At 43.1% G+C, this 25,313-nt stretch carries 19 protein-coding genes; 4 read left to right on the top strand and 15 right to left on the bottom strand.

Features of this window, described 5'->3' with window-relative positions:
* Positions 1 to 37: 37 nt before the first annotated feature.
* The 7 genes from dctA to FLA_RS06355 all read right to left on the bottom strand — a co-directional run bounded on the left by dctA (position 38) and on the right by FLA_RS06355 (position 10,135).
* Positions 38 to 1,285 (bottom strand): C4-dicarboxylate transporter DctA, encoded by a 1,248-nt coding sequence (gene dctA / locus FLA_RS06385; protein ID WP_076380081.1) that lies wholly within the window; start codon positions 1,283 to 1,285, stop codon positions 38 to 40.
* A 132-nt stretch (positions 1,286 to 1,417) separates the two neighbouring features.
* Positions 1,418 to 2,665 carry a DUF2264 domain-containing protein gene (locus tag FLA_RS06380; RefSeq protein WP_076380082.1) on the bottom strand — a complete coding sequence of 416 codons (1,248 nt, stop codon included), beginning with the start codon at positions 2,663 to 2,665 and terminating at the stop codon, positions 1,418 to 1,420.
* Between the two features lie 67 nt (positions 2,666 to 2,732).
* Positions 2,733 to 3,863: a hypothetical protein gene (locus tag FLA_RS06375; protein WP_076380083.1), complete on the bottom strand. Its 1,131-nt coding sequence runs from the start codon at positions 3,861 to 3,863 to the stop codon at positions 2,733 to 2,735.
* Positions 3,860 to 4,492: an ABC transporter ATP-binding protein gene (locus FLA_RS06370; protein WP_076380084.1), complete on the bottom strand. Its 633-nt coding sequence runs from the start codon at positions 4,490 to 4,492 to the stop codon at positions 3,860 to 3,862. Before FLA_RS06370 ends, FLA_RS06375 begins: the two co-directional genes overlap by 4 nt.
* Positions 4,493 to 4,675: 183 nt before the next feature.
* On the bottom strand, positions 4,676 to 7,261 hold the full coding sequence (locus FLA_RS06365; RefSeq protein WP_076380085.1) for an alpha-L-arabinofuranosidase C-terminal domain-containing protein: 2,586 nt from the start codon (positions 7,259 to 7,261) through the stop codon (positions 4,676 to 4,678).
* Between the two features lie 91 nt (positions 7,262 to 7,352).
* Positions 7,353 to 8,339, bottom strand: coding sequence for a family 43 glycosylhydrolase (locus FLA_RS06360; protein ID WP_076380086.1), 987 nt, complete (start codon positions 8,337 to 8,339; stop codon positions 7,353 to 7,355).
* A gap of 2 nt (positions 8,340 to 8,341) precedes the next feature.
* Positions 8,342 to 10,135, bottom strand: a complete 1,794-nt coding sequence (locus tag FLA_RS06355; RefSeq protein ID WP_197705863.1) for an alpha-L-fucosidase — start codon at positions 10,133 to 10,135, stop codon at positions 8,342 to 8,344.
* Positions 10,136 to 10,851: 716 nt separating this feature from the next.
* On the opposite strand from FLA_RS06355, the gene FLA_RS06345 reads away from it, so the two are divergent.
* On the top strand, positions 10,852 to 11,058 hold the full coding sequence (locus tag FLA_RS06345) for a hypothetical protein (protein ID WP_076380088.1): 207 nt from the start codon (positions 10,852 to 10,854) through the stop codon (positions 11,056 to 11,058).
* Between the two features lie 13 nt (positions 11,059 to 11,071).
* On the opposite strand, the gene FLA_RS06340 is transcribed toward FLA_RS06345, so the two are convergent.
* Together FLA_RS06340 and FLA_RS06335 are read right to left on the bottom strand one after the other, a co-directional pair.
* Complete coding sequence (locus FLA_RS06340; protein ID WP_076380089.1) at positions 11,072 to 11,509, bottom strand: SRPBCC family protein; 438 nt, start codon at positions 11,507 to 11,509, stop codon at positions 11,072 to 11,074.
* A 133-nt stretch (positions 11,510 to 11,642) separates the two neighbouring features.
* Positions 11,643 to 12,044, bottom strand: coding sequence for a DUF4870 domain-containing protein (locus FLA_RS06335; RefSeq protein ID WP_076380222.1), 402 nt, complete (start codon positions 12,042 to 12,044; stop codon positions 11,643 to 11,645).
* Between the two features lie 177 nt (positions 12,045 to 12,221).
* Here FLA_RS06335 and FLA_RS06330 point away from each other — a divergent pair, with 177 nt between their 5' ends.
* Both FLA_RS06330 and FLA_RS06325 read left to right on the top strand, forming a co-directional pair.
* Entirely contained in the window at positions 12,222 to 13,532 is a 1,311-nt protein-coding gene (locus FLA_RS06330) for an amidohydrolase (protein WP_076380090.1), read from the top strand.
* A 798-nt stretch (positions 13,533 to 14,330) separates the two neighbouring features.
* The gene (locus FLA_RS06325) at positions 14,331 to 14,588 is read left to right on the top strand and encodes a DUF6520 family protein (RefSeq protein WP_076380091.1); all 258 of its coding nucleotides are present in this window, start codon (positions 14,331 to 14,333) and stop codon (positions 14,586 to 14,588) included.
* A 49-nt stretch (positions 14,589 to 14,637) separates the two neighbouring features.
* Here FLA_RS06325 and FLA_RS06320 read toward each other — a convergent pair whose 3' ends face one another.
* The 6 genes from FLA_RS06320 to FLA_RS06295 all read right to left on the bottom strand — a co-directional run bounded on the left by FLA_RS06320 (position 14,638) and on the right by FLA_RS06295 (position 24,079).
* A complete protein-coding gene (locus FLA_RS06320) occupies positions 14,638 to 16,008 on the bottom strand; it encodes a RagB/SusD family nutrient uptake outer membrane protein (protein ID WP_084206314.1) in 1,371 nt (456 codons plus the stop codon).
* Between the two features lie 4 nt (positions 16,009 to 16,012).
* Positions 16,013 to 19,480 (bottom strand): SusC/RagA family TonB-linked outer membrane protein, encoded by a 3,468-nt coding sequence (locus FLA_RS06315; RefSeq protein ID WP_076380093.1) that lies wholly within the window; start codon positions 19,478 to 19,480, stop codon positions 16,013 to 16,015.
* A gap of 153 nt (positions 19,481 to 19,633) precedes the next feature.
* Positions 19,634 to 20,587: a FecR family protein gene (locus tag FLA_RS06310; RefSeq protein WP_159445127.1), complete on the bottom strand. Its 954-nt coding sequence runs from the start codon at positions 20,585 to 20,587 to the stop codon at positions 19,634 to 19,636.
* Positions 20,588 to 20,792: 205 nt separating this feature from the next.
* The gene (locus FLA_RS06305; protein WP_076380095.1) at positions 20,793 to 21,227 is read right to left on the bottom strand and encodes a MauE/DoxX family redox-associated membrane protein; all 435 of its coding nucleotides are present in this window, start codon (positions 21,225 to 21,227) and stop codon (positions 20,793 to 20,795) included.
* A gap of 132 nt (positions 21,228 to 21,359) precedes the next feature.
* The gene (locus FLA_RS06300; RefSeq protein ID WP_076380096.1) at positions 21,360 to 23,057 is read right to left on the bottom strand and encodes a ribonucleoside-diphosphate reductase subunit alpha; all 1,698 of its coding nucleotides are present in this window, start codon (positions 23,055 to 23,057) and stop codon (positions 21,360 to 21,362) included.
* Positions 23,058 to 23,104: 47 nt separating this feature from the next.
* Positions 23,105 to 24,079 (bottom strand): ribonucleotide-diphosphate reductase subunit beta, encoded by a 975-nt coding sequence (locus FLA_RS06295; protein ID WP_076380097.1) that lies wholly within the window; start codon positions 24,077 to 24,079, stop codon positions 23,105 to 23,107.
* A 757-nt stretch (positions 24,080 to 24,836) separates the two neighbouring features.
* On the opposite strand from FLA_RS06295, the gene FLA_RS06285 reads away from it, so the two are divergent.
* On the top strand, positions 24,837 to 25,292 hold the full coding sequence (locus tag FLA_RS06285; RefSeq protein WP_076380099.1) for a YhcH/YjgK/YiaL family protein: 456 nt from the start codon (positions 24,837 to 24,839) through the stop codon (positions 25,290 to 25,292).
* The last annotated feature ends 21 nt before the right edge of the window (positions 25,293 to 25,313 follow it).

Raw genomic sequence — 25,313 nt, 5'->3', positions numbered from 1 at the left:
TGAAAATGTATAACAGTATGGAATAGCCGCCGCCATGCTAAACAGCAGCAGCCGGCGCAATAGCCGCCTGGTATTGCTGCTCGTCAAACTCATTCTCACTTTTAGCAATCACCACCGTAGCAATGCCATTGCCAATCATATTGGTAATGGCCCTTGCTTCCGACATAAACCGGTCTACCCCTATCAAAATAGCCGCATTATCAGCAGAAAGAATGTGCATGGCAGCCAGCGTAGAGGTTAACACAATAAAGCCGCTACCGGTAACACCCGCAGCCCCTTTGGAAGTAACCATCAGTATAGCCATAGCCGTAAGCTGTTGCCCAAAGCTCAGTGGCACATTGTATACCTGTGTTAAAAACACCAGGGCAATAGCCAGATAGATAGAAGTACCATCCAGGTTAAAAGAATAGCCTGTTGGAATCACCAACCCTACTACCGACCGGGAGCAGCCGAACTTCTCCATTTTGTTAATCATATTGGGCAATACTGATTCAGACGAAGAAGTACCCAATACAATCAATATCTCCTGGCGGATATATTTCAGGTATTGCCACAGGCTGAACTTATAAATGCGGCATACCAGGTTCAGTACCCCAAAAATGAACACGCCACAGGTAATGTATACCGTAAGCATCACTTTACCCATAGGCAGTAAAGTGCCTAAGCCATGCTTTCCTATGGTGAAGGCCATTCCACCGAAAGCCCCGATAGGCGCAAACTTCATGACCACCTTCATCATATTGAACAGCACCTGTGATATCTTCTCAAACGTGCTTATTAACGATTCTCCCTTCCCGCCCAGCTTACTTACGCCATATCCAAAAAGAATGGCAAAAAAGAGAATCTGTAAAATATCTCCCCGGGTGAAAGACTCGAATATATTAGAAGGCACTATATGCGTAAAAAACTCCACCCAGTTCATTTCTTTAGCCGCCGCAGTGGCAGTGGATTTCGCTGCCTGCGCCAAAGGCTTTACGCCATTTCCAGGCTTCAGTACATTGGCCACCACCAGCCCTATCAAAATAGCCAGCGTAGTAATCACTTCAAAATACAATAATGCCTTTCCTCCTACCCGGCCCACTTTCTTTATATCGCTCATACGCGCAATACCCAGTACAATAGTAAAAAAGATCACCGGCACAATCAACATGCTTATCATACTGATAAACGTACTGCTGATCAGTTTTGCATAATCGGCAAACGCGGGAAAATACGCGCCTGCAATAATACCTGCTGTAATGGCCACTAATACCTGGAAAGTAAGGTTAGAGGAAAGTTTCTTCATGCGCTAAATATAAAAATATTTACTACAAAAAATGGCAAACCCGAGATAATGGAACATTCCCAGCCAATATTCCCAAAAACAAAGGGCGATGCTCAACAGCACCGCCCTTTGCTTTTACATACCGGATTTACCTTAACGTAAATCCACGCTGTGATCATTATGAAAATCCTCCCCGCCCCATATTTTTTGCGCACTCCATAAAGCTGGCGGATCGGCCCAGAAAGCATCCGTTGCCGGTAAGCCTAATGGCAGGAATATATTACTACAGATATACAGGCTGCCCTGGTTGTTATAAAAATCGGCCAGATCGGGCTGTGAGCCATGTAAACCAATTGTTAACCAGCCATCTTTATAAGTAGCAGGGCTTTCGAGCGTTTTTTTAATCACTGCCGTTAACGCACAACGCACCTGTGCGGGGCTTAACTGTGCGGGTAATTTCTTACGCCAGGCCATATCTGCCAGATGTTGAAAAGCGGCGCCACGGTAAACAATAGAGCGGCCGGTAGCCGGGTAACTGCCATCGGTATTGATCAGGCGTTCCTGTATAATCGCATAACGCTCATTACGCTTTTTAATTTTCTCGGTCATCTCGGCATAGGTATTCCCTTTCTTGCCTACAATCTCTGTAATCGCAGCCAGGTAAGGATGTATCACATAGCTGTTGTAATAGTCATAAGCATAATGTTCTCCATCGCTATACATGCCATCGCCTACATACCATTGCTCCAGCTGACGCAACGCATAATCTACACGCATCACATCCCATTCATAGCCATACTGGCAAAGAAAGGCTTCATTCATAGCCGAGAACAGTAACCAGTTGGAAAACACCGGCCGGAAACGACGGGTGGTTTTAATAGAAGCTACCAGCAAATCGCGCTGCTTTTGTGGCAAATGCTCCCAAAGCCAGGGCGCGCGCACAAAAGCGTAGGCTACATAGGAAGCATCTACCAGTTGCTGACCGGCAATATCAAACCGCATAAAATCGCGCTTAGAACTATCCAACGCATTGGTAATCCCTTCAATAGCCCATTGGCGATATTGGTTACGTAAAGCCACCTCAGCCGCATCTCCGCCGTCTAATTGTAACCAGGGCGCAATACCACTTAAAGCGCGGCCCAGCACTTCTACATACATCACTTTTACACGGCTTTCCTTATTATCGATACGGATGGAGGTTACCTGCGGCATCGCTATTCGTAAACTATCATGCGCCAGGCTACGCAACACGGGGCTTACCATTTTATCCAGCTGGCCCAGCCAGTACTGGCGATCGGTTTGCTGTTCGGCAACAGGCTGTTTTTTCTTCTGCGCCTGCACCACAGTTACCGGGTAATACAATAACACAACTACAACAAGCAGTAACGTTTTTACTTTCATAGAATTATGGCATTCGTTTATTATATGTTCAAATTAGTGCATTTGAATCACATAACAGTAGCCATTTTTACATTCTATGTACATGTGCGCCTGCCGGCTGAAAGCGGTAATAAAACCGGTTGAAAATACCCCACGCTGCTACAAAACCCAGCACACACAAATAAGGCAGGCCAGAGCAGATTAAGAAACCGGCATACACAAAGAAAAGATACAGCAACACTTTCAGGTATTGCCGGGCGCTGAACGAGCGCACAAATGCAATACTATTCATCAGCAGCAGTAAACTATAAACAGCCAGATTACTCCATATGGCATCTGCCACATGCAAATGCACAGGCGTTAATTGCAGCACTGTTATCATTTCCGGCAACAGCAGCACCGCATAAACACTACAATACTGTGCCCATTTTTTCCCTAACGATACCGGCATAGAGCGGTAAAAAAACAGGTGGGTTTCTTCAAACTCACGCAACCGGTGAATAATAATGCCATTGGCAAAAACGCCAAACAGGAAGAACAAAAAGGGAAAGCTGAAATCGTAGCTGGCCTCCGTGTTATTGCGGGCTATTAAAAACAACACTCCACAACTGTATACTTTAATGCTCAGCCACAACACCTTTTGCTTTTCCAGCACCTGCTGCAATAGCATAAAGGGATAACGGGAAAGCAGGCTGCGCCCTAATCGCAAACCCGCAGCAGCTTTATGGGTGGCGGGATGATGCAACCGGTAAACCCATACCACTGCATTGCCCCCGGCTAATAACAGCAAATACCCCCATACAACACCGGTGGCTGGCAGATGATGACTATGCCAGCCCACATACACTACAAATAAGCCATACAGGAACAAAGGCAATAACAATAACAGCGAAACGCCCATAAACAGCAGCATTTGCCTTGCAAGAGGTTTACAGCGGTATATATGCACAAAGGCATAGTCCTGCCTTTGCAGCAATGCAGCTACAAAGCCTGCACATTTACGTGCATATAGCAACCAGGCAACAAACACCAGCAACATAAAGCTGATACCGGTAAGCATGCCCAGCGTAAGGGAATAATGATATTCAAACAGCCCTGCCCCATCTACCACATTAACCACGCAAAACATCACAGTAATCAAAAAGAAGAACAACGACATATTCTCTTTATAAAAAGGCGCCACCAGCGACTTTCTTAACAGGCGAAATGGGTAACTCATACTTCCATCAGGTTATAGTGATGAACAATCATTTCCTTTACCGGCAGGGTTACATGCGCAGGTAGTTGCTGGTGCGAACTCATTAAAAACAAGGTGCCCGACCGCTTTTGCGCTTCCAGTATATAATTGCTTACTACCGTTACAGTAGCGGCATCCAGTGTAATCAACGGCTCGTCCAATATTACCAGCGGTGTATTACACAAAAAGGCCAGTAGCAACGACAATTTCTTGGTCATCCCTGCCGAATAGCTTCCTATGGTATGGTGAATGTAAGCGCCCATATCCAGCGCGTCGGTTAAGGTAGTTAACAACTGTGGGGTAGCTGTTTTATAAATATCCAGGTATAATCTCACCAGTTCTGTGCCTTTTAAAAAAGGAGGATATAAGGGTTCGGCTTCGGCCCAGCTGATCAGGTTTCGATAAGCTACCGGGTTATGCTTCAAACTTATTCCCTGGCAGGCGATATCACCCTCAAAAGGGATCAGTCCGGCTACCATTTTCAGCAACGTGGTTTTCCCTGCCCCGTTGGCTCCTTTTATCCAGTATAATCCGCTGTGTAGTTCTAAAGCAGGAATATCTATTACCAGCTGCTGCGGATACATCTTTTTAACATCCTTCAGGTGAAGCATATATAAAACAGGTTTTAGTAACAGGCTTACCGGTAAAAGCTGTTGTGGTGAATGTTATATTGGTATGCAGATACTTCAAAACATTACAGCCGCTTTTAAATTCTTACAGGCAGGCGCATTAAAAAAGGTGTTTCAGTAAACTGAAACACCTTTTACATCAGGCTTATTTACCCTGGTATGGTTCTATTTGGTTTTAATACGGATAACAGTAAATGAATATGCAGGTAAGCTGGTTACAAACTGTTCGCCTACCGTGCAGGTGCTTTCCACCGGCTTACATACCTTATCGGCTGGTTTACCTGTTAATACGGTTTTTACCGCCTGTGTATTGGCTATCGACACACCTTTCAGGTTAGTAGCAGCGTTCACTGTAACAGGCAGCAGGTTCACCATTTTCACAATCACATCACCGCTGGCAGCATCCTTTACCACAGATATGGCCACACGCTTTTTCACATTATCCTGACCATTGTTTACCGCCACCTCTGCCGGTAAATAACTGGTGCCACTATTTATACCATACAGCTTTTGCACTTCATATCCCACGGTGGTTTTAACCGTAGTGTTATTAAAATAGATAAGATCGGGGCTCCATTGCGTATGCCCTTCCTTAGCCAGTAAAGGCGCATAGGAAGCCATGCTTACCACATCGCCGTTTCTTTCTACAGCAGTCAAGTAGATAGCTTCGGCAAGGGCTGTTTCCAGGTTATTAGGCCGGCCCGGTAAATGCGCCGCATATTCGCCCAGGTACACCTTCGATTTATTGCGGTCGTACGCATCATAAAAGTTTTGGTTATTAATAAACCATCCGGGCGTTTGATAATAATGTTCATCTACCATTGGCACCCGCAGCTTAGAAGCAATATCCCATCCTTCTTTATAATCGGTTCCTTCAAAGAAAGGTCCTACGGTACCTATTACGGTAATTTCAGGATGCTTTGCCCTCACCGCCTTGTAAATAAGGGTGAAACGCTCTTCAAACACATCTGAGATCAAATCTTCATTACCAATGCCGATATATTTTAAATGAAATGGTTCGGGATGTCCGGCTTCGGCCCGCTTTTTACCCCAGAAGGTAGTAGGCGCACCATTGGCATACTCTATCAGATCAATCACATCCTGTATATACGCATCCATTTCGTTTAAAGGAATGCCCTCTTGCTGGCCGCCGCCGTGTGCGCTGGAACCAGAGTTTTGACAGGGCACGCCTGCTGCTAACACAGGCACCGGCTCTGCACCCATATCTTCACAAAAACGGAAATATTCAAAATACCCCAGGCCCATACTCTGGTGGTAGTTCCAGAGATTACGTTGTGGCTTACGGGCTTCTAAAGGTCCGATAGAATTTTTCCAGCGATAGATATTATCTATGCCATCACCATGCGCTACACAACCACCGGGAAAGCGCACAAAGCGCGGATGTATATCTGCAACAGCCTGCGCCAGATCGGCACGTAAGCCATTCTTCCGGCCTTTGAAAGTACGTGCCGGAAACAGCGACACCATATCCAGGTGTATGCTGTTGACCATGGGCTGAATATACAGTTGTGCATTGGCAGCACTGCCCGAAGCCGTAAGCGTAGCGCTCACCTGCTTCCACGCCCCGCTGCGCACTTCTGCTACCGCCTGCGCTATAACCTTATCGCCATCTATCAGCTGTACCAGCACTTTCGCGCTTTTACCCGCTTCCTGCCTGGCAAAAAAGGATACATGGTATTGCGCTCCCTGGGTAACCGCCATACCATCAAACCCGGCATTCACTACACCACCGCCATTGCTACCACCCGTAACTACCGCATAGTGCGGGTTATTAGGATGAATAGGACGAACTGTGTCAATAGCAAACTGAACACCATTGCCTTTTACTTTCCAGGAGTGTGTGCTGTTCCAGGTAGAATCACGGCCTTGCTTATCGCCAGGGGCATATTCAAAGTCGCGGTTCTGCACCAGCTCTGCATACAAACCACCATCCGCAGCGTAATTAATATCTTCAAAGAAAACACCCAGTAAAGTGTTGCTGATAGGCTTAGCCAGCTCTGCATGCACCTGAATACCTGCATCCACAGGCTTTAAACCTGCAAAACGTACCGAATCCTGCAAAGTGGTTTCTGCGTTTTGCAAACGTTGATATTCTTTTAACTGATAGTTCTGTATTAGTTTTTCTACCACCGGCCAGGCTACGCGGTGTACCTGCCCTGTTACATTACCTGCCGGTAAAGCAAGGCTAACGCTTTTATCTGCATAGGCTGCTGCACTTACTTCTTTGGCAGCACTATAGGTGGCGAGATTTTTAGAAGTTACCTGGTAATATTTACCACCGCTGGTATAGGTAATAACATAAGTGGCCTGCTGTGCATCGTAGGCAATCACCGGCTTTAATACAGTATTACCCTTGCTTACTTCCGGATAGCTTTGTCTGCCCCAGTATACCAAGTCTTTGGTAGATACACCGGCAAAACGGGGCTCTTTGTCATTCAAACTCCACACACATTGCCAGGTGCCATCCGGCCCCTGTAACAGGTAAGGCGTGATCATCCTTTTTTCCGATCCCCAGCGACCATAATCGCTTTGTACATATCCAAACTCATTTCCAATAGCAAGCCAGTGCACATTATCGCGGCTCCAGGCAAAATGCAAACCGTTGTGATTGTTGTTTTTGGCAGTGGCATAAGAAAAAAGATATACCGAATCCGGCTCGTTTTTCTTAGGGGCCGCCTGCCCGGCTTTTACTAAGAAAAGCCCCAAAAGGAACAGGGGAATTTTTTTCATATCGATTGGACGCTTTATAATGGAGCGAATCTAATTATTTTCAGTGTCATAAATACACTTATCATAGTAGAATGGGGTAAAATCGTTGTTTTTACTTTTGCTCCAGGTATTCCCAGGTGCCTTTTTTTACATTCAGTTTCCAGGGTTTAGGCTCGGGCAACCACAGTTTTTCGCCGCTCATTTCCACCGGCATCCATAAATAACGCGAATCCCATTGTGTGGCAGGACGCCACTGATCGGCCATGAAAATAACCGTAGTGGAATCTTTGCCTTCTACTTTTAGCAATAAGGTAGACTGCGATTGATAGGTATTGGTAGCAGGTGGGGCAATATCTTTAAAATCTGACCAGGGACCTGCCAACGATGCGGCGGTAGCATATTTATTAGGGTTAGGTTTCCAACCTGTTAAGGCAGAACCGATAGCATAATACAACCCCTTATAATGCACAATAGCCCCTCCTTCCAGTGGCGCGTGTATAAAACTGATCTGCTTATCCACCTCCCTATAATCTGCCGAAAGACTGGCTATATAAAAACCTTTAGAGGGGCGGCTTTCAAATATGAGGTAAGGCGTGCCATCATCATCGATAAACTGACCAATATCCCTGCTTTCCAAACCCAGGGGGCGAAAGCTTTTCACATAACTAAACGGGCCGCCAGGCTTATCACTCACCGCCACACCTACCCGGGCAAACTTATAGTTGTGATTATCCAGGTGAAAATACATGACATACTTTTTAGCAGCCTTATGATAAAACACTTTAGGCCTTTCCAGTATCCAATGCGCCCCCAGGTTTTCGGGATCGGTAAGCTTTAGCACATCCCCCATGAATGTCCAATGCGTAAGATCTTTTGACGAATACCCGCTTACATACCGGAAGCCGGTATCCAGCCCCTGTGCACGCTCTTCTCCATACCAGTAATAAGTATCGGCCACTTTAATAATGCCGCCACCATGCGCCTGTATATGGTTACCCTTTGTATCGGGCCACACTTCGCCGGGGTGAATGCCTTGTTGCTGGGCGCATAACGATTTACAAACAACAAACACACAAGCAAGCAATACGTTTTTGTTCATGATCAGATAGTTTTAGTTTTTATACGGAAGCAAACTGCTGTTTTAGCATGTGTAGCAGCCGGAAAGGTAATATGCAACGCATCCCCTGCCTGTTTCCATTGCACAGGGTGCGGATAACCTAATAACTCTACGGCTTGTATATTTTCCGGTAACAGGTGGGCATCCCAACCCAGCGAAGTAATGGCCAGCTTAGTACCTGCTTTGGGCACCGTCATGCAATACACATATACATTCCCATCTTTGCCTTCTGTAAACCGTATATCCGTGGGTGCAAACACAAACTCAGCCTGCTTCTTTCCCAGGTTGCCCGATGGCAGCACACGCAGGCTATCCTTACCTTCTCCTATTTTTTTCCAGGCCTTGCTGCCATAAATACCATCCCCGTTAATAGTCATCCATTTGCCAATATCCGTCAGCATACGTTCACATTCCGGAGCCAGCGAACCATCCGGACGAATAGGAATGCTTACTGCATAACAACCATCGCGCGATACACATTCCAGTAAGAAACGGATCACCGCATCGGCACTATACACAAAGCCAGGACCATAATACCAATCGCCCAACGCATTCTCGCCTATCCAGGGCTGATCGGTTTTAATCGTTTTTGGAAACTTACCTTCAAAGGTGGTGACCACCCCTTTTCTACCAGCCGGGTGAAACTTCACCACACTAAACACATCAGTCTTACCACGCAAACGCAAAGCCTGATTGTAGTAAGAAGCTACTACCCGCTGGGCGGCATCACACTTATACCCTGTACCACTTTTAAAACCACTGAAAGGTTGTGTGCTGTTTCCATCGGTATAAATAAAATCAGGATCGTATTTGTTAATAGCATCCAGCATACGCAGCGCCCAGTTATTGGCGTACCAATGGGCATAGGTAAGATGCTGCGTAAAAATGCCTTTTAACGGTGCATAGCGCGATTCGCCTATGCCTTTGTATTCACGCATATTAGGCCCATAAAGCATGCGCAGATCATACGGCGCCCACCAGGCACTGGTATCTCTTCGTGCTGTGAGTGCACCATCGTATGGTATTCCGGCATACTTCCCTGCCGAATCGCTGCGGTAAGCCGATTCCCACCACCACCAGGTATACTCGTGGTGAAAAGTGATGCCATAGTGCATATCAGCTGCCCGCACTGCGGTAGCCCATTCATTCAGCAAATCGCGCTTAGGCCCTATATTCACAGAGTTCCAGGGCTGATAGGCAGAGTTCCATAAATCATAGTTATCATGATGCACCCCTTGTATAAACAAAAAACGAGCGCCGGCATCGTGATATGTTTTCACCAGTTTTGCGGGATTATAGTGCACGGGGTTCCAGGTTTTCAGCAGGTCTTTATAACCATGCTCCGGCGTAGCAGGGTGCCCATCATCACGCACATGATTGGCATAAGACGCTTCCCCTTCTACATACATCCTGCGGGCATACCAATCGCCGCTTAAGCCGGAAGCCTGCGGGCCAAAATGCACCCAGATACCAAACTTCGCTTCCCGCAACCAATCGGGGTATTGCGGGTAATGATCGTTGATAGATTGCCAGGTAGGTTCAAAAGGACCAGTAGCTATCGGAAAATCCATTTTTACTTCGGGGAAAGAATCCGGGTTGCCCATAGCTACCGACCTTTCCGGTGCCACAACATTAAAAGAAGGAAGGGGGGAAGGCGGTGGCAATTCCAGTTTTTGAGCAGTTCCATACAAACCTGTCAGATTCAGTACAACAAACAATATCCTTTTCATTACAATGGGTCCCTTTCGTTTTCTAAAAGCGTTATCCGCTTTCTTCATTTTTGACAAATTGAATGTAGGACTTTTACATATACCATTGGTTTAATGTGTTTGCACCCGCACCACCCTGGTAAAATACCTCCCCTGGCCGCCCCCCTGTTGTTACGTTACCCTTTTCCGCCCCTTCTTTATACTATGGTTATTATAGAAATTTTGTGACTACGTGTTTTTCATAGGTTAGCTAAGCCCCTCTGTTTTCACAAAGGGGCTCTTTTTTATGCTGAATAGCTCGCACAGGCAATATAATTATGCGTATATTAACAATCATTAGCAAGAATAATTCATCCAAACAGCTGAGTTATCGGGTAAAATGGACTTTATTTTTTCGCCAGAGAGTTGGTGGAAATGCCCGGAGAGTTGTGGCATTTGCCCAGAGAGTTCCCTGAAATGGCCAGAAGGTTGGAGAATTTGCCGCAAGAGTTCATGGATTTGCCCAATAAGTTGGTGAACGTGTTTGGCAAGCTCTGTGATAAGTCCAGAAAACGGGTCCGGCAAATGCCGGAACATTCTGGAAAGTCTGGTGAGTACTGGCATCTTATTCAAGTACTTTCCGGAATGATGCCAGTACTTTTGGAAGTCTTCAAAAAGTTCTTCTGGTAAATGCCAGAACTTCCGCGGCAGTTGCACGTACTGACTGGAAGTATGCTACAACCTACTGACCAGAAATTTGAATGAACTAATTTTCATTACTTTGCTCCCCTAAAGAATTTTGTAGTATGGAAGGCAAGCTGGAAGCGCATTATGAAAACAGGGTTTATTTTTTTACCATCGTTAGCAAGAAAGCAGACGAAGTAGCTATTATGATGTATGGCACCTCCTATATTCTGGTGAAAGTGAACGGAGAATGGCGCAACAAAATCGGCAATAAAATGAACCTGGTACCAGGATTAGTAGATGCAGTAATTGTAGCTGCCAATCCATAACCAGGCAAATGTATCAGGCCTCAGCCAGTTCTTTCAGTTTAGCAAGCGCCTGGGGCCATTTTTCATTAAACATAGCTGCAAATTCCGGAGCAATATCCATTTCAATCAGTAACCTGGTATCGCTGCCCTCACTTTGTAACGTATAGTTTTCCTGGGCTCCTGCCCATTGTTTTACTCTTTCACTTTCTGTGTCTTCTACTCCGTTAATAATCTCTCCCTTATGTTCTATGGACATATACTCCGACGCAATGCTTTCTACAATTTGAGCAATCATTCCATCGCCTTTCGCATCCAGGAATAACACCTTACTTCCCTTTTTCCAATCCGTTTCGGCACGCGAACCGGCGGCAAAGGGCGCTGTCCATAATGGGTAGGTAGCAGGATTCCACAGTATATCCCATACTTTCTCCCGCTTTGCATGAATGTTGACGGTAAATTGTTCTTTGCTCATATGATAGCTTTTATACAAAGCTATTCCTTGCCTGCAACAACAACAGCGTGCAAAAAAGACGTTTTCGAGGGAGAACAGGACAAAAAAACCGGGCATTTTTAATACCCGGTTCACTTCTATCTGACCACTACCATTACCTTACAAAACGATAGCTAAAAGGATATTTGTACAACTCGCCATTATTAGCCCGAATGCCCGCCACAATAGCCAATACCCAGCCTATTACATTGATAATGGACAATACTGTTAATAACCCAAACCCACTACCGAAAGCAAGAAAAGGCGCGCCCCAGAAAACATGATATCCTACCGTGCTGGCCAGCACAAATTTTACAATCACATTCACAATAAATAAAGTCAGCTGAAAGTTAAAAGCTGCTTTTCCGTGTTCATCAATCTCAGGCAGTTCATTCTTCTTCAACTGCCATACAATCAAAGGGCCTAATACATTACCCGGCCAGAAAAAAAAGCCGGCAAGTGCAGCCAGGTGACACAACATAGACCATCTGTGTACCTGTTGTTCTCGTGCATCCATATGGTTGTAGATTTTGTTGAGGTACCTAATATAACTAAAATAATGCGAATTACTGCCTTCTCCCTGCACACCCCTCCCTGCTTATTTCAGCAGGCCGGCACAAAACCTACCATATAAATAGACTTACAAAACATTGTATGTTTGCACCCGGGTAACACATGGCCCTTTTTACATTTTATGAAAAAAACGCTGCTTCTTGTTTTACTGTTATGCCACATAACAGCCTATAGTCAAATAGATTCCGTAACCATTAACCAACTGATTGCCAACGTAGAAAAGAAAGTAATTGCCTGGCGTAGGGATATACACGAACATCCTGAATTAGGTAACCAGGAAGTGCGTACAGCAGCATTAATAGCCCGGCACTTGCAACAACTGGGACTGGAAGTAAAAGCCGGGGTAGCTAAAACAGGTGTGGTAGGCATTTTAAAGGGCGGATTACCCGGCCCCGTTGTGGCCTTACGTGCCGATATGGATGCCCTGCCTGTAACTGAAAAGCCGCATGTGCCTTTTGCATCTACCGTAACCACCCTGTACAATAACCAGCAAACAGGTGTTATGCATGCCTGCGGACATGATGCCCATGTAGCTATTTTAATGGGTGTAGCCGAAGTACTGTCCGCCGTAAAAAAGCAACTCCATGGTACGGTTACCTTTATTTTCCAGCCAGCGGAAGAAGGCGGCCCTGCCGGTGAAGAAGCGGGCGCCAAACTGATGGTAAAAGAAGGAGTAATGGACCATCCTAAGGTAGATGTGGTATTCGGGTTGCATATGGCTGCACTTACCGAAGTGGGGAAGATCACCTACCGCCCGGGTGGCACCATGGCCAGCGCCTGCGATATGAAAATTACGGTTACAGGTAAGTCCAGCCACGGCGCTTATCCTTGGGCTTCTGTTGACCCCATTGTAGTGGCTTCACAAATAGTGGGCAACCTGCAAACCATTGTAAGCCGCAATTTAAATGTAACAGAAAATGCAGGCGTAGTAACCATTGGCAGCATCAACGGCGGTAATCGTTTTAACATCATTCCCGAAAAAGTAGAGATGATGGGCACTGTAAGAGCTTTAAGTCCGGAGGATGAAAAAATGATGTATGAAAAAATACGTCTTATCACGGCCAAAACCGCTGAACTGAACGGAGCTACTGCTGTAGCGGAGGTGCCTTATAAAATATATAACCCGGTTACCTGGAATGATATCACCCTCACCAACACCATGCTATCTTCTTTACGCAAATCGGCAGGAGATACCAATGTGGTGATGGTACCCGCACAAACCATTGCCGAAGATTTTTCGTGGTACGCTCAAAAAGCCCCTGCCTTGTTTATATTTTTAGGCGCTTTACCACCAGGTACTGATCCTAAAAAAGCAGCTCCACACCATACCGCTGATTTCTTTATCGATGAAAACAGTTTTAAAACAGGGATTAAAGCCATGGTGAACCTGGCTATTGATTATACACAAACTATTACCACACCTTCCCACTAATAATCCAAAATAGCATTGAGTGATGCAGGAGCATGCGTGAAGGAGTTTTTGTCTTGCGTAAAAAGTTTTACGTCGCGTGAAAAATTGTACGAATGATGTGGTACAAGTTCAATGTAATACTGCAATTGTATTCCGTTATGCTTATAGTTCTTTCTGCAAATTACCAATAGTTTCTAATGGTATCATAGACAGCTATAGTAACCGAAACAGCCTGCCAACATTGACTCATTATATCCCCGATGAAGTATACATATACGGCGCTACATAAGTATTTACAATACACCAACAAGCCAATACTCACAATCGTTAGCGGACTGATCATAAATCATAAAATGTGAATAACATTTTATGATTTATGCAATCCTTTATTGATAATGTGCCGTAGTTGTAGTATCTTTCGTCTAGTCTATACAGTAACAATTTCTCTCTCCGGATTACTTACCAACTGACTTATATCTAAAATCCTTTTTCCAAAGAAAGACCAATGCTAAGTGTTTAAAATTGGTGATAATGAGAAAGAATCTGGTCCCTGCTGAGGTTTCTACAAACCTTATTATGTCATTGCTATTCTATGTAGTTCCCGAACACTCAAAAATACGCTGGCGAACCTAGGGTTCTCCTATCCGTATTTTCTTCAAGCTTTATAAGGTCTGAAGCATATCAGGCTCTAAAAGTCTATGTGCACTATATCCTAAGGGTATAGATAGTAATGCTATGCCCTTATTACAATATTAACCCTGCAGCAACATACAGCTGCAACACATTTTTACCTTTTGCTCATTTTAAACTTGTAACATTATGAAGAAGATGAAAGTAACTTTCATGTTGGTAGCCGTATGTCTTGGTATTGGCGGAGCCTTTGCCAGTAAGAAATTTAACGCTGCATGTATTGATAACCAGCAGTACATCTACGTTTCAGGGGTCGGTTATATGGAAGTATATCCTGCAACTTATATATGCGCCAGCAATAGCTCAGCAATCTGCACCTATTACAAATCTAATATCGCTCCTGTAACATACACTATTTGTGTGTACGGAATCTATACAACACAATAGCTCTAATTACAAAGAGGGTTTGCTTATATAAGCAAACCCTCTTCTCATTTTAATCTCTTATGTTTTGGGGAATTCCTGTTTTGCTTATCACATCAGGTGGTATGGGCAATGTATATAAGTTACTGTTAGGCGGTAATTTGTGTATATTCCCATTAATGATTCGTATGGGTTCTATTTTAGCACCTTCCATATTCAGTCTTCGTAAGTCTATCCATCTTAATCCACGCATCACTAACTCTTTTCTTCGCTCTGTTAAAATAAATTTCAATACTTCTTCAACGGTAGATAGCGCAGGCGGCGGCCATAAATTATTCACATACCTGTTACGCATTAACCAGTTCATGTCATCCATAGCTTTTTCTGTATAATGCAAACGGGCATTACATTCTGCCCGATTGAGCACCATTTCATCAACAGCCAGACCAGTATACAAACGAGCAACTCCACCATCATAAAAATTCTTACGTCTTATTTTACCAGAACCAGTGGAAAAGAAAATAGCTTTTCGTAAATCAGACACTTCATACGATGCATACAAGCTGGAATCAATAATAGCTTCGCCCAATACCGGAAGTATAGACGACATGGTAGGTGCAGCAAAGTAAGCATTGTATATATTCTCAGGACTGTCTACTGCAAAAGGCAGAAATGCTCCGGCATTTACAGAGTTATAATCAATAAGAGAACCAAACAACTGCAAACTACTATCCGCATACTTACCAGCATCTTCATACCTCCGCATAGATAAGTATACACGGGATAGCAAAGCAAAGGCCGCAGCCCTGGAAGGCCTGTTGGTGTATTTATCCGGAATGGTCTGTGAAAGTAATTTACTGGCACTTTTCAAATCTGTAATAATCTGTTGATAGGTTTGCTCAACAGTAGATCTGACTGTGGTGCTGGTTACATCTGGTTCAAAACGTAAAGGAATTCCCAAAGCCACATTCGCAGTTATACTATCATATACCGGGGCAAAAATCTGGGCCAGATTAAAAAAGGCAAAACATCTTTTAAATAAAGCAGTGCCGCGGGTATTTTTCCATAATGTAATACCTGCATCAGCGCTCAATTGCTCCAGCCCTTTCAACACCACATTGCAATTCAACACTTGTGCATAAGGCGCATTCCAATCATACACTTCGCCATTGCCTTCGTAAATATCTTTAGCCCAGATATACGCATTCCTTTCTAAAACAGACCGCTTGTTCCAGTAATCAGACACAAAATAGTAGTCATCTGCCGACAATTCAGACAACATAGGAGATTGATCCATTACATTTTCGTTATCCAACAAAGACCAGAATGCTTCGTAAGTGGTGGGAGTAACGATAGTACTAATAGGTTTCTCGTTCAGCAAATCTTTTCTGCACCCCACCCATAACAGAACAGCGCCTATAAACAAAATGGAAGTCCTCTTCATACAACTAAAAATTTACAGTTACACCTAAAGAAATCGCTTTTGCAGGTGGAATAATTTTAAAGCCATCAACAGGAATATAATCAGGATCTATATTACTATGATTAGCCCGCCAAAGTATCCCAATATTACTTATCATGCAGGACACCTTCAGTGAAGTAAATGGCATCTGACGATTGAATTTATCCCACTTGTATGATAGAGCCACATCTTGCCAACGAACATGTGCGCCACTTTCAACAAGATCTTCAGAGTAGAGATATACCAGATCGCGCTCATTGTTAGAAGGATAGATTAACGAAGGCACCCTTGTAATCATTTCATCACCTGGCTTTTGCCAACGTTTAGCATAATCTGGATGGCCTAAAGACAACCCTGCAAATACTTTGGAGTAACTCATACTATTTCTTCTAAAGAAATAACCTCCTTTATAAGTGATTAATGCAGAAATGGAAATGTTCTTCCATGTTATAGCGTTTCTGATACTTCCAAATACAGTAGGTATTCCAGAACCATGATAACGCAATCCTTTAAAATCCGTAGACTGAAGAATCATGTTATAGTCCGTACTTTTACTGCCCTCAATATCTCCTATGGGATCGCCCTGCTCATTCAGTCCCTTGTATTTGAAACTAAATACGGAATACAAAGGGTACCCTTCTACCGGATTCAGCACACCATTAGCCAAGGCATCTTTTACCTGCACTTTATCCCTATTATATTTCACTACCCGATCTTTTACAAACGAGAGCAGCAAACTGGTTGACCATTGCACACTCCCTTTCACATTGTCGCTGTTAATAACAATGTCGCACCCCTTGGTTTTCATACTACCGAAGTTGCCCATATACTTTGCAACTCCTATTGTTGGATCGGTGATATCAGGAGCCAACAGGCGGTTGCCGGTTTTCCAATAGTATTCAATGCTACCATACACACGCCCCTTTAAAACACTGAAATCAACGCCTGCATTTACAATATGTATCTTTTCCCATCCTAAATCAGGATTAGCAGGGTTAGCTATTGAGCCAATAATTTCACCAAACCTGTTAGGAGTGATAGATTGCGTAGAAGTGGTATAGGCAGAAATGGTGGTGTTGATATTACCGCAATACCCATTAGAGACTCTCAGCTTTAAGAAGTCTATGTAACTTGTATCAAAAAAGTCTTCCCTACTCACTATCCATGCTACTCCGGCAGACCACAAAGGCACTCCCTTTCTGTTAAAAGCAACACCAAACAAATTAGATTCATCAAACCGGACACTTCCATTTACCGTGTACTTTCCTAAATATGTATAAGATGCATTTCCATAGTAAGAAAAAAAGTTGTTGTCTATACGTGCATTATCGGAATTTGCTGGAATAAATCGCGGCGTCTGGGTTGCAAAATCGGGGTATTGCGAATTGTAATCTACCTGTCTGCTGGCTTGTGTTTCCGGATTATATCCATATAACCTGTTTGCCCGTTTAGTCACATCCAAAATTCTAACATCGTACCCACCAATCGCGCTAAATTCACTGCCAGAAGGCTTTTTCAGCGCATAGGATAGCATTGTCCGGATGTTATGTGAGTTATACGAGAAATTCACCAAATCAGCAATCCCGCCTAAAGGCACAGGCCGGGTAACTGCTCCTGTATTTTTATCTATCTGGGTAAATGAATTAATTAAATTCCTGGTATAGAACATTTTATCACTCATATAGTTATTAGCAACAGATTGCCCATAACTATATTGATAACCTACATTTGCTGTAAACCCCTTCCCTATTTTATATTTTAACTGCAGGTTAGCCCTATATTCGTTCGCAACCGTAGAGTTATCACTATTACGTAAGTCATCTAACGGCCTGTATTGCCAATTTAATAACGGTCCCTTACTTGTATCAAGCGAATCAATATAAGATTGCCTGTAAGCAACAGGCAAAGCCAAAGGATTTTCCTTGTCATCCGCCATCTTCAAATAAGGATACTGAAAAGGGCCACCATCATTATTATTCAACATAAAATTCCGGGCAAAGAACAAACTGGTGTTTATTTCTAACTTTCGTCGAAAAAGGCAGTTCGTGTTATTTTCAGTGATAGTGAACCGGTTCATACTATTTCTCACCAGTGGTGATACATTCCTATCAAATCCTATAGAGAAATAATGTTTCATATCCTCACTTCCTCCGACAATACTCAGGTTATATTGTTGATTTACGCCACGGTGATAAAAGTATCTCTCCAAACCTTTTCTAAAATCGTTACCCGCCAGTTCATCCAACAACAAAGCAGAATCAGTAGAAGTTATTTTGTTGCGAGCTCTTTGCGCCAGTATAGCTACTGCCGGAGACAGATAACTGTAATTATTGGAGGTATAATCATAAGCGCCCATATTAAATAGGTTCGCCTCCATATTTATGTAATCCTTTGAACTAAGAATAGGTGCATAATATAGATCCGGATTGCCATTTACCGTAATATTAGACATCAACGACGCCCTTATCGGCTGTTTATATCTCCCTTTCTTAGTGGTATACACAATTACTCCATTACCGCTTAAAGAACCCCATATGCTGGCAGCAGCTGCATCCTTGAGCACATCTACTGCTTCTATATCAGCTGGGTTTATATTGGCCAGATCGCCATCATAGGGAAAATTATCTACCACCACCAGTGGCAATGGATTGGAATTAATAGTGCTTCTTCCGCGAATAGAATAAACAGCTTCGTTAGCCGAGCTCACATTCAGTATATTTCTGTTCACAATAAAACCAGGCACCAGCCAATCCATATGATCAATTACGCCGGTAGCTATCTTCCTTTGAAACAACTCCTTATCCACAATTGACACAGATCCGGATATCCGTTCTCTTTTCACTGATTCGTAACCGGTGTTCACAGTAACGGTATCAAGAGCAATCCGTTTATCATATCGTAAAATAATAGGGCCTGCATCTATTTCCTCCAGTTTTCTCCGATAAGGCAAATAGCCTACGCAGGTAATTTTTATAATGGTTTCAGCAGGGAGATTTTTTAATTGAAAAAGCCCCTTCGCATCGGCCGTTTTCCTAATATCCGATTCTTCAATAGCAATGGTGGCTCCTTCTAAAATATCTCCGTCTTCATTCAACACTCTACGGGAGAAAACGGGAATCACCTGTGGCACGGCGCCTTTACCTTTATTAACCGTTTCTGTTCCGTCGTATTTGTCTTTGATAAAAACCTGATGCTTATCATTCATTACAAATTCCAAGTCAGTATCTGTTAATAAGATACCTAGCCATCCACCTACTGTATTGGCCTTGTATGGAATTCTTCCAATACGGTAACCTTTTACCGCAGACTGTTCATATTGAAACTTGTACAGTGTTGCTTTATCTTTTAAAAGCTCCAATGCTTTACTTAATGGGCCACTGGAAAATCGAATAGCGTATGTAGTAGTATCTATTTTCTGAGTTTGTGCGTGAGCACTCAGGCCTAACACATTCATAAATACAAGAATTAGAATCCGCCTATACATTTTACAGTTTGTTAGCCGGGGATCAGCCAACAATAACCTGAGTATTATATTGTGGGATTTCACTTGGATAGTTTTGCTGATTATTAAAAGTGAACTTTGCTTGAAATGCATATACCTTGGGCTTTAAAGCTGGGTAAATACTACTTCGTTTCCGTTTATACTATAGCTTACACTGATGATCTCCGAAAGCGTGTCAACAATCTCTTTTAATGATTCCGTTCCGTCAAAACTGCTGGTGACATTTATATGGGCAAGCTCCGTTGGTTGAAACACAAAATGAACATTAAATCGTTTGGCAAACAGGTCCGTAATGCTTTGTAAGGGCTTATCCCGAAATAACAAGTCCTTACCCAACCATTCAATAGTTTCATTTGCAGATATTACTTTGGTGGTGAAAGCATATGTGTTGGTATTTACTTTAATTTGATTATTAGCAGTAAGCACACCTAATACCCGCTGCCCTCCTTCTACCCTTACCTTACCCGATTGCACGGTAACGGTTATCTCTTTTTCTCCCTTATAGGCCTTTACATCCAACCTGGTACCTAACACGGTAATGGTAAGGCCATCGGCAGCGTGTATTAAAAAAGGACTGGCAGCGTTGGGGCTGATAGTAAAGTAAGCCCGGCCCTTCAATTCCACTTCCCGCAATCGCCCGGAAAATTCTTCCGGATAAGCTAATGTGCTACCCGCTTCCAATATAATGCTGCTGGAATCCGGCAAAGAAATATACGTATCCGTTTTACTCTTTTTCACAACTGTCATTGCCGGTTTGTCCGAAGAAGAAATAGATACATTCCTATACAAGTAAAAGCAGAAGCACACATGCAGTATCAATATCATTCCTATCTGGAAGAATGCAGAATGAATCAGTTTGGTTTTAACAGGCAACAAGGGCGTTTCTTCCGGATGTGGCAAATGTGCGTTTCCAGCAAGAAAATGATTCCAGGCATCCTCGCCACCTGCCTCCCTTATTAATGCAAGCATCTCCTTTATCTCCTCAGGATGTGCTTTATTTTGAAGGAACAAAGCCAGCAACCTGGCCAGTTCCTTATCATTATCTATGTATTTATTCATTATTTCATAAGGCATTTATGGTCTTGGTTCTTTAATAGGAATTGGATAGCTATACACAGAGGATAGAGCGTATTCTGCATATCAGCTGAATGGGGCATAACCAAGATAATAAAATTTATCGCACAATTAAAATATAATGCTCAAACTATTATATTTCAATTGTTGCTACATCCCTATACATAAATAAAAGTGAGATATCAGGCTTTCATAACACTGGAGCGGGAATTTTTACGTTTCGCGTTAATAATAAACCCAATCCGGCTATTAACATAAAGAATATATTAAATACCAGGTGTTGCGGCCACGTGAGGGTGTTAATAACACCGCCGCATCCGCACGGAACGTACGCAAAAAAATGAGCTAATATAAAAGCAGCATATAAGGTAAAAACAAGCATTAAACCAAAGGCCCCCCACAAACCCAGCTTGCGGGTTTTGCTAAACAGTAAGCATAGGGCAAACACTACTTCTAATATAGGAATCAGCCACATCAGAATTCTCGCCAGCCATTTGGGAATGGGCTGGTTCATCATATCATGCCGTAACGCATGTACATTTAAAAACTTGGAAATACTGGCATACATAAACAGGAAAATGAGAAGTGAACAAATCACTTCAATGGTGAGCAGTTTTTTAGTCATTGCATGGGGTTTTCTTAAAATTAGCAGTAAACTAATGTACAGTTCCCCCTCTGAATAAAATGAACAGCATAACGTAATAAAAAAGGCCGCTCCTGGTAGAGCGGCCTTGTAAAGTATATAGTAACAAAGCTATTACGCTTCGCAGCTTTTACAGTTTACCAGGTTGGTAACCATTTCCTTGCTCACGCTCTGGCTACGTTGGTAATACAGCGTTTTAACACCTAATTTCCAGGCTTCGATCAATAACCTGTTCACATCCTTCACCGGTAAATTGCTGGGGATATTCAGGTTTAAACTTTGTGCCTGATCAATATATTGTTGGCGGATAGAAGCTTGCTGAATAATTTCCAGCTGGCTTATTTCCTTAAAGGTTTTAAACACTTCTTTTTCGTTCTCTGACAGCTCTGCAATATGCTGTACACTACCATGGTTTAACATGATATCCCTCCAGGTATCTTCATTGTCAATACCACGCTCTTCCAGCAATGCTTTCAGGTATTTATTCTTACGCATAAAGTTACCCTTGCTTAAACCGGCTTTGTAGTAGTTGCTGCTAAACGGCTCAATACCAGGAGAGGTTTGTCCCAGGATAGCAGAAGACGAAGTGGTAGGTGCAATAGCCATCAAAGTAGTATTTCTACGACCATAGCCTTTTAACAGTTCCGGCTCGCCATAAATCCAGGCCAGTTCTTTGGTAGCTTTTTCTGCTTTATCAGAGATGTCTTTAAATATTCTGGAAGTCAGTTGCTTAGCCTGTAAACCTTCAAAAGGCACCATGTTCTTTTGCAGGTAAGAATGCCAGCCTAACACACCTAAACCTAAAGCACGGTGTCTTTTAGCAAAACGGTTGGCATTGGCCAGGTAATAGTTGTCTTCTGTTTTTACAATAAACTCCTGCAGCACCGCATCCAGGAAAAACACCGCCAGTTTTACGGCATCAGTATCTTTCCATTCATCATACAGCTCCAGGTTCATAGAACTCAGGCAACAGATAAATGATTCGTCTTCAGAAGAAGGCAAGGCAATCTCTGAACACAGGTTGCTCGCATGAATAGTAAGGTTATTGTCTTTATAAACCTGTGGCTTATTACGGTTGATATTGTCGGTAAAGAAGATATACGGCAATCCTTTTTGCTGACGGCTTTCCAGCACTTTAGCCCAGATCTGCCTTTTCTTCATATCCCCATCAATCATATCCTGCATCCAGTAATCCGGCACACAAACGCCAAAGAACAGGTTTTGAATAGGATGGCCAATATCTTTAATAGCCAGGAATTCTTCTATATCTGCATGATCAATATCCATGTAACCCGCAAAAGCGCCACGGCGAACACCTCCTTGCGAAATAGTGTCCATAGCCGTATCAAACAGCTTCATAAAGCTTACAGCGCCACTGCTTTTACCGTTGTCGCTTACCGCACTGCCCCGCTCACGCAATGATCCAAAATAAGCAGAGGTACCACCACCTATTTTAGTTTGCATGATCACTTCACCCAACTTATGCGTAATTCCCTCAATATTATCAGGAACGTGTACGTTAAAACAAGAAATAGGTAAACCACGTTCGGTACCCATGTTAGCCCAGATAGGTGAGCTTAAGCTCATCCATCCTCTTTCCACCATCTCCACAAAAGCCTCTTTCAGTTCAGGCTTGTACAGGCGCTGTGCAGCAGCCGTACAAATTCTGTCAATGGCTCCCTCTACCGTTTCACCTTTCAGCAAATAACCTCTGTTCAATATTTGCTCACTCTCCGAATTCTTCCACCAGAGCTTTTCGTGTTCGTACTTTTCTTTTACTCCGGGAAGCTGATCTAATACGGGTATTTCCATAACAATAGCTTTACTTTAATCCTTTTAACAATCAATTTCTTCTACTTCTAAAATAAGTCCAGGGCTGAGATACTCTTATCGTGCTTGGTATAATCTACCGGACGCTTTGCAAAGAAATCGTCCAGGCTATTGGCAAAAACCTCTTCTTCAAACCACACCATAGGCTTGTATTCTTCAGCTGTGATGTTGAAAATAGCAGGCATATTAATCTTACGCAGGCTGTCATCAGCCCGGTATTTCATAAAATTCAGCAGGTCTTGTCTATTGATAATATCAATATCCCCCTTGCCAAATATCCAGTCAATGATTTTACTTTCTATTTCAATAGAAGTTTTTACCAGTTCAGTGATCTTCTTATTGGTTTCTTCGTTAAAAATGTCAGGATACTCTTCCCTTATTTTGTTGATCAGGTAAATACCCGCATTCGCATGAATTTGCTCATCTACCGAAGTCCAGGCAATGATATTACTTACATTCTTCATTAAACCCTTGAAACGGGTAAACGACAATATAATGGCAAACTGACTAAACAAACTCACGTTCTCAATCAGGATAGAGAATAAAATGAGGGAAATGGTATATTCCTGCTTATCGGTTGATTTAGCGTTGCTTAATGCATTGGACAGGTAATCAATACGCTCCCTGATCACGGGAATGTCCAGCAATTTTTCAAACTCATTGTTATATCCTAACACCTCTAACAGGCGGGAATAAGCCTCGGAATGGCGGAATTCACACTCTGCAAAAGTAGAACCCAGGCCGTTCATTTCCGGCTTTGGCAAATGTTGATACAGGTTACCCCAGAACGATTTCACCGCCACCTCAATCTGTGCAATAGCCAGCAGACTGTTCTTGACAGCATTTCTCTCCTGATCGTCCAGGTGAGAATGAAAATCCTGTGTATCAGCCGTAAAATCCACCTCCGCATGCACCCAAAACGACTTATTGATCGCTTCTGTAAACTGCAACACCTCAGGGTATTCAAATGGCTTATACTGCAACCTTTTATCAAAAATGCCCATAATTTGTTATTTAAAAATTAATCCGGAATTCCTACACCCGGCCGTGAAATTGCCTATCATTTTCGTCCGAAACAGAATACAAAAATGAAGCAGAAGTATCATTTGTGTGCAATAAACAAATTCACACCTTGTGGAAAGAAAAGGTGAATAATGTGAAGATGCAGTGTAGACAAACCTTAGCGACGAATTGACTTTTTCAGAAACGCTGCATGAAGATTTTGAAAAAGTTCACCCATCTTTTGAAGGAATTTTCCAAACGAAACATCTCCTTTTTTTCAACATGCCGGGAACGTTTGCGCAAATAGCGACTCTGACTGGATTATTACAATAAAACAATATATGGGGAATATCCCACCCAAAATCAAAATGGGGAATTGGGTATTTTAAAAATAGTACGACCAACAAACATAGATACAAATGCAGGCCAACAGGTGCACAATGGCCGGCCCAACATGTGGTTTACCTCTTTTACACGCTCTCACCACCTGGGCTACAAACAATAAAGGGCTACAAAAAGACAGAAACAGCAGCAATAACACTCCTAAGCTAGGTGTATGTGGGTTATGGGGTGCCAATTTTTCAGACAGAAAAATCACCAGCCCAATTACTACATAAAACAGTACAGTTACCAGGGTATTTCTAAGGTTGTTACTCATAATCCCGAATGTAAATAAAACATCACCTGTAATTCCCACGGCAGACATAATAGGATGCTAAAATTGAATATCTTGTACCCCTTACCATTTATTAAATCGACATGATACTCGACTCTTTATCAAACGCACAACGTTATTATTGCCTGGGCCCCAAATTTGTAAAAGCCTTCCAATACCTGGAACAAACCGATTTTTCGACCCTGGCCAAAGGCAAATACGAAATTGACGGTACTGACATTTTTGCTATCGTGAATGAATATGATACCATTGACGTAACCGGCGAACAGATGGAAGCACACAAAAAGTACATCGACATCCAGTATATGGTAACTGGGGAAGAATTAATAGGCCACGATTTTCTGCAACAGCAAACGCCTTCCAAAGCCTACGATGAAGAAAAAGACTTTATGCTGTTTGGAGAAAAGCCCTCTTTCTTCACCCGCCTGGCTCAAAACCATTTTGCCGTGTTCTTCCCTACCGATTTGCATATGCCTAACCTGAGAGTGGCAGAAGCTATTCCGGTGAAAAAGATTGTGATGAAAGTGAGTGTATCTTAAGCTCTTTGTCAACAACAGGCG

Origin of the sequence: Filimonas lacunae (assembly GCF_002355595.1) — a bacterium.
Lineage (GTDB): Bacteria > Bacteroidota > Bacteroidia > Chitinophagales > Chitinophagaceae > Filimonas > Filimonas lacunae.
Note: the sequence above shows the minus strand (reverse complement) of the source record. Positions and strands in the feature narration are given on the sequence as shown.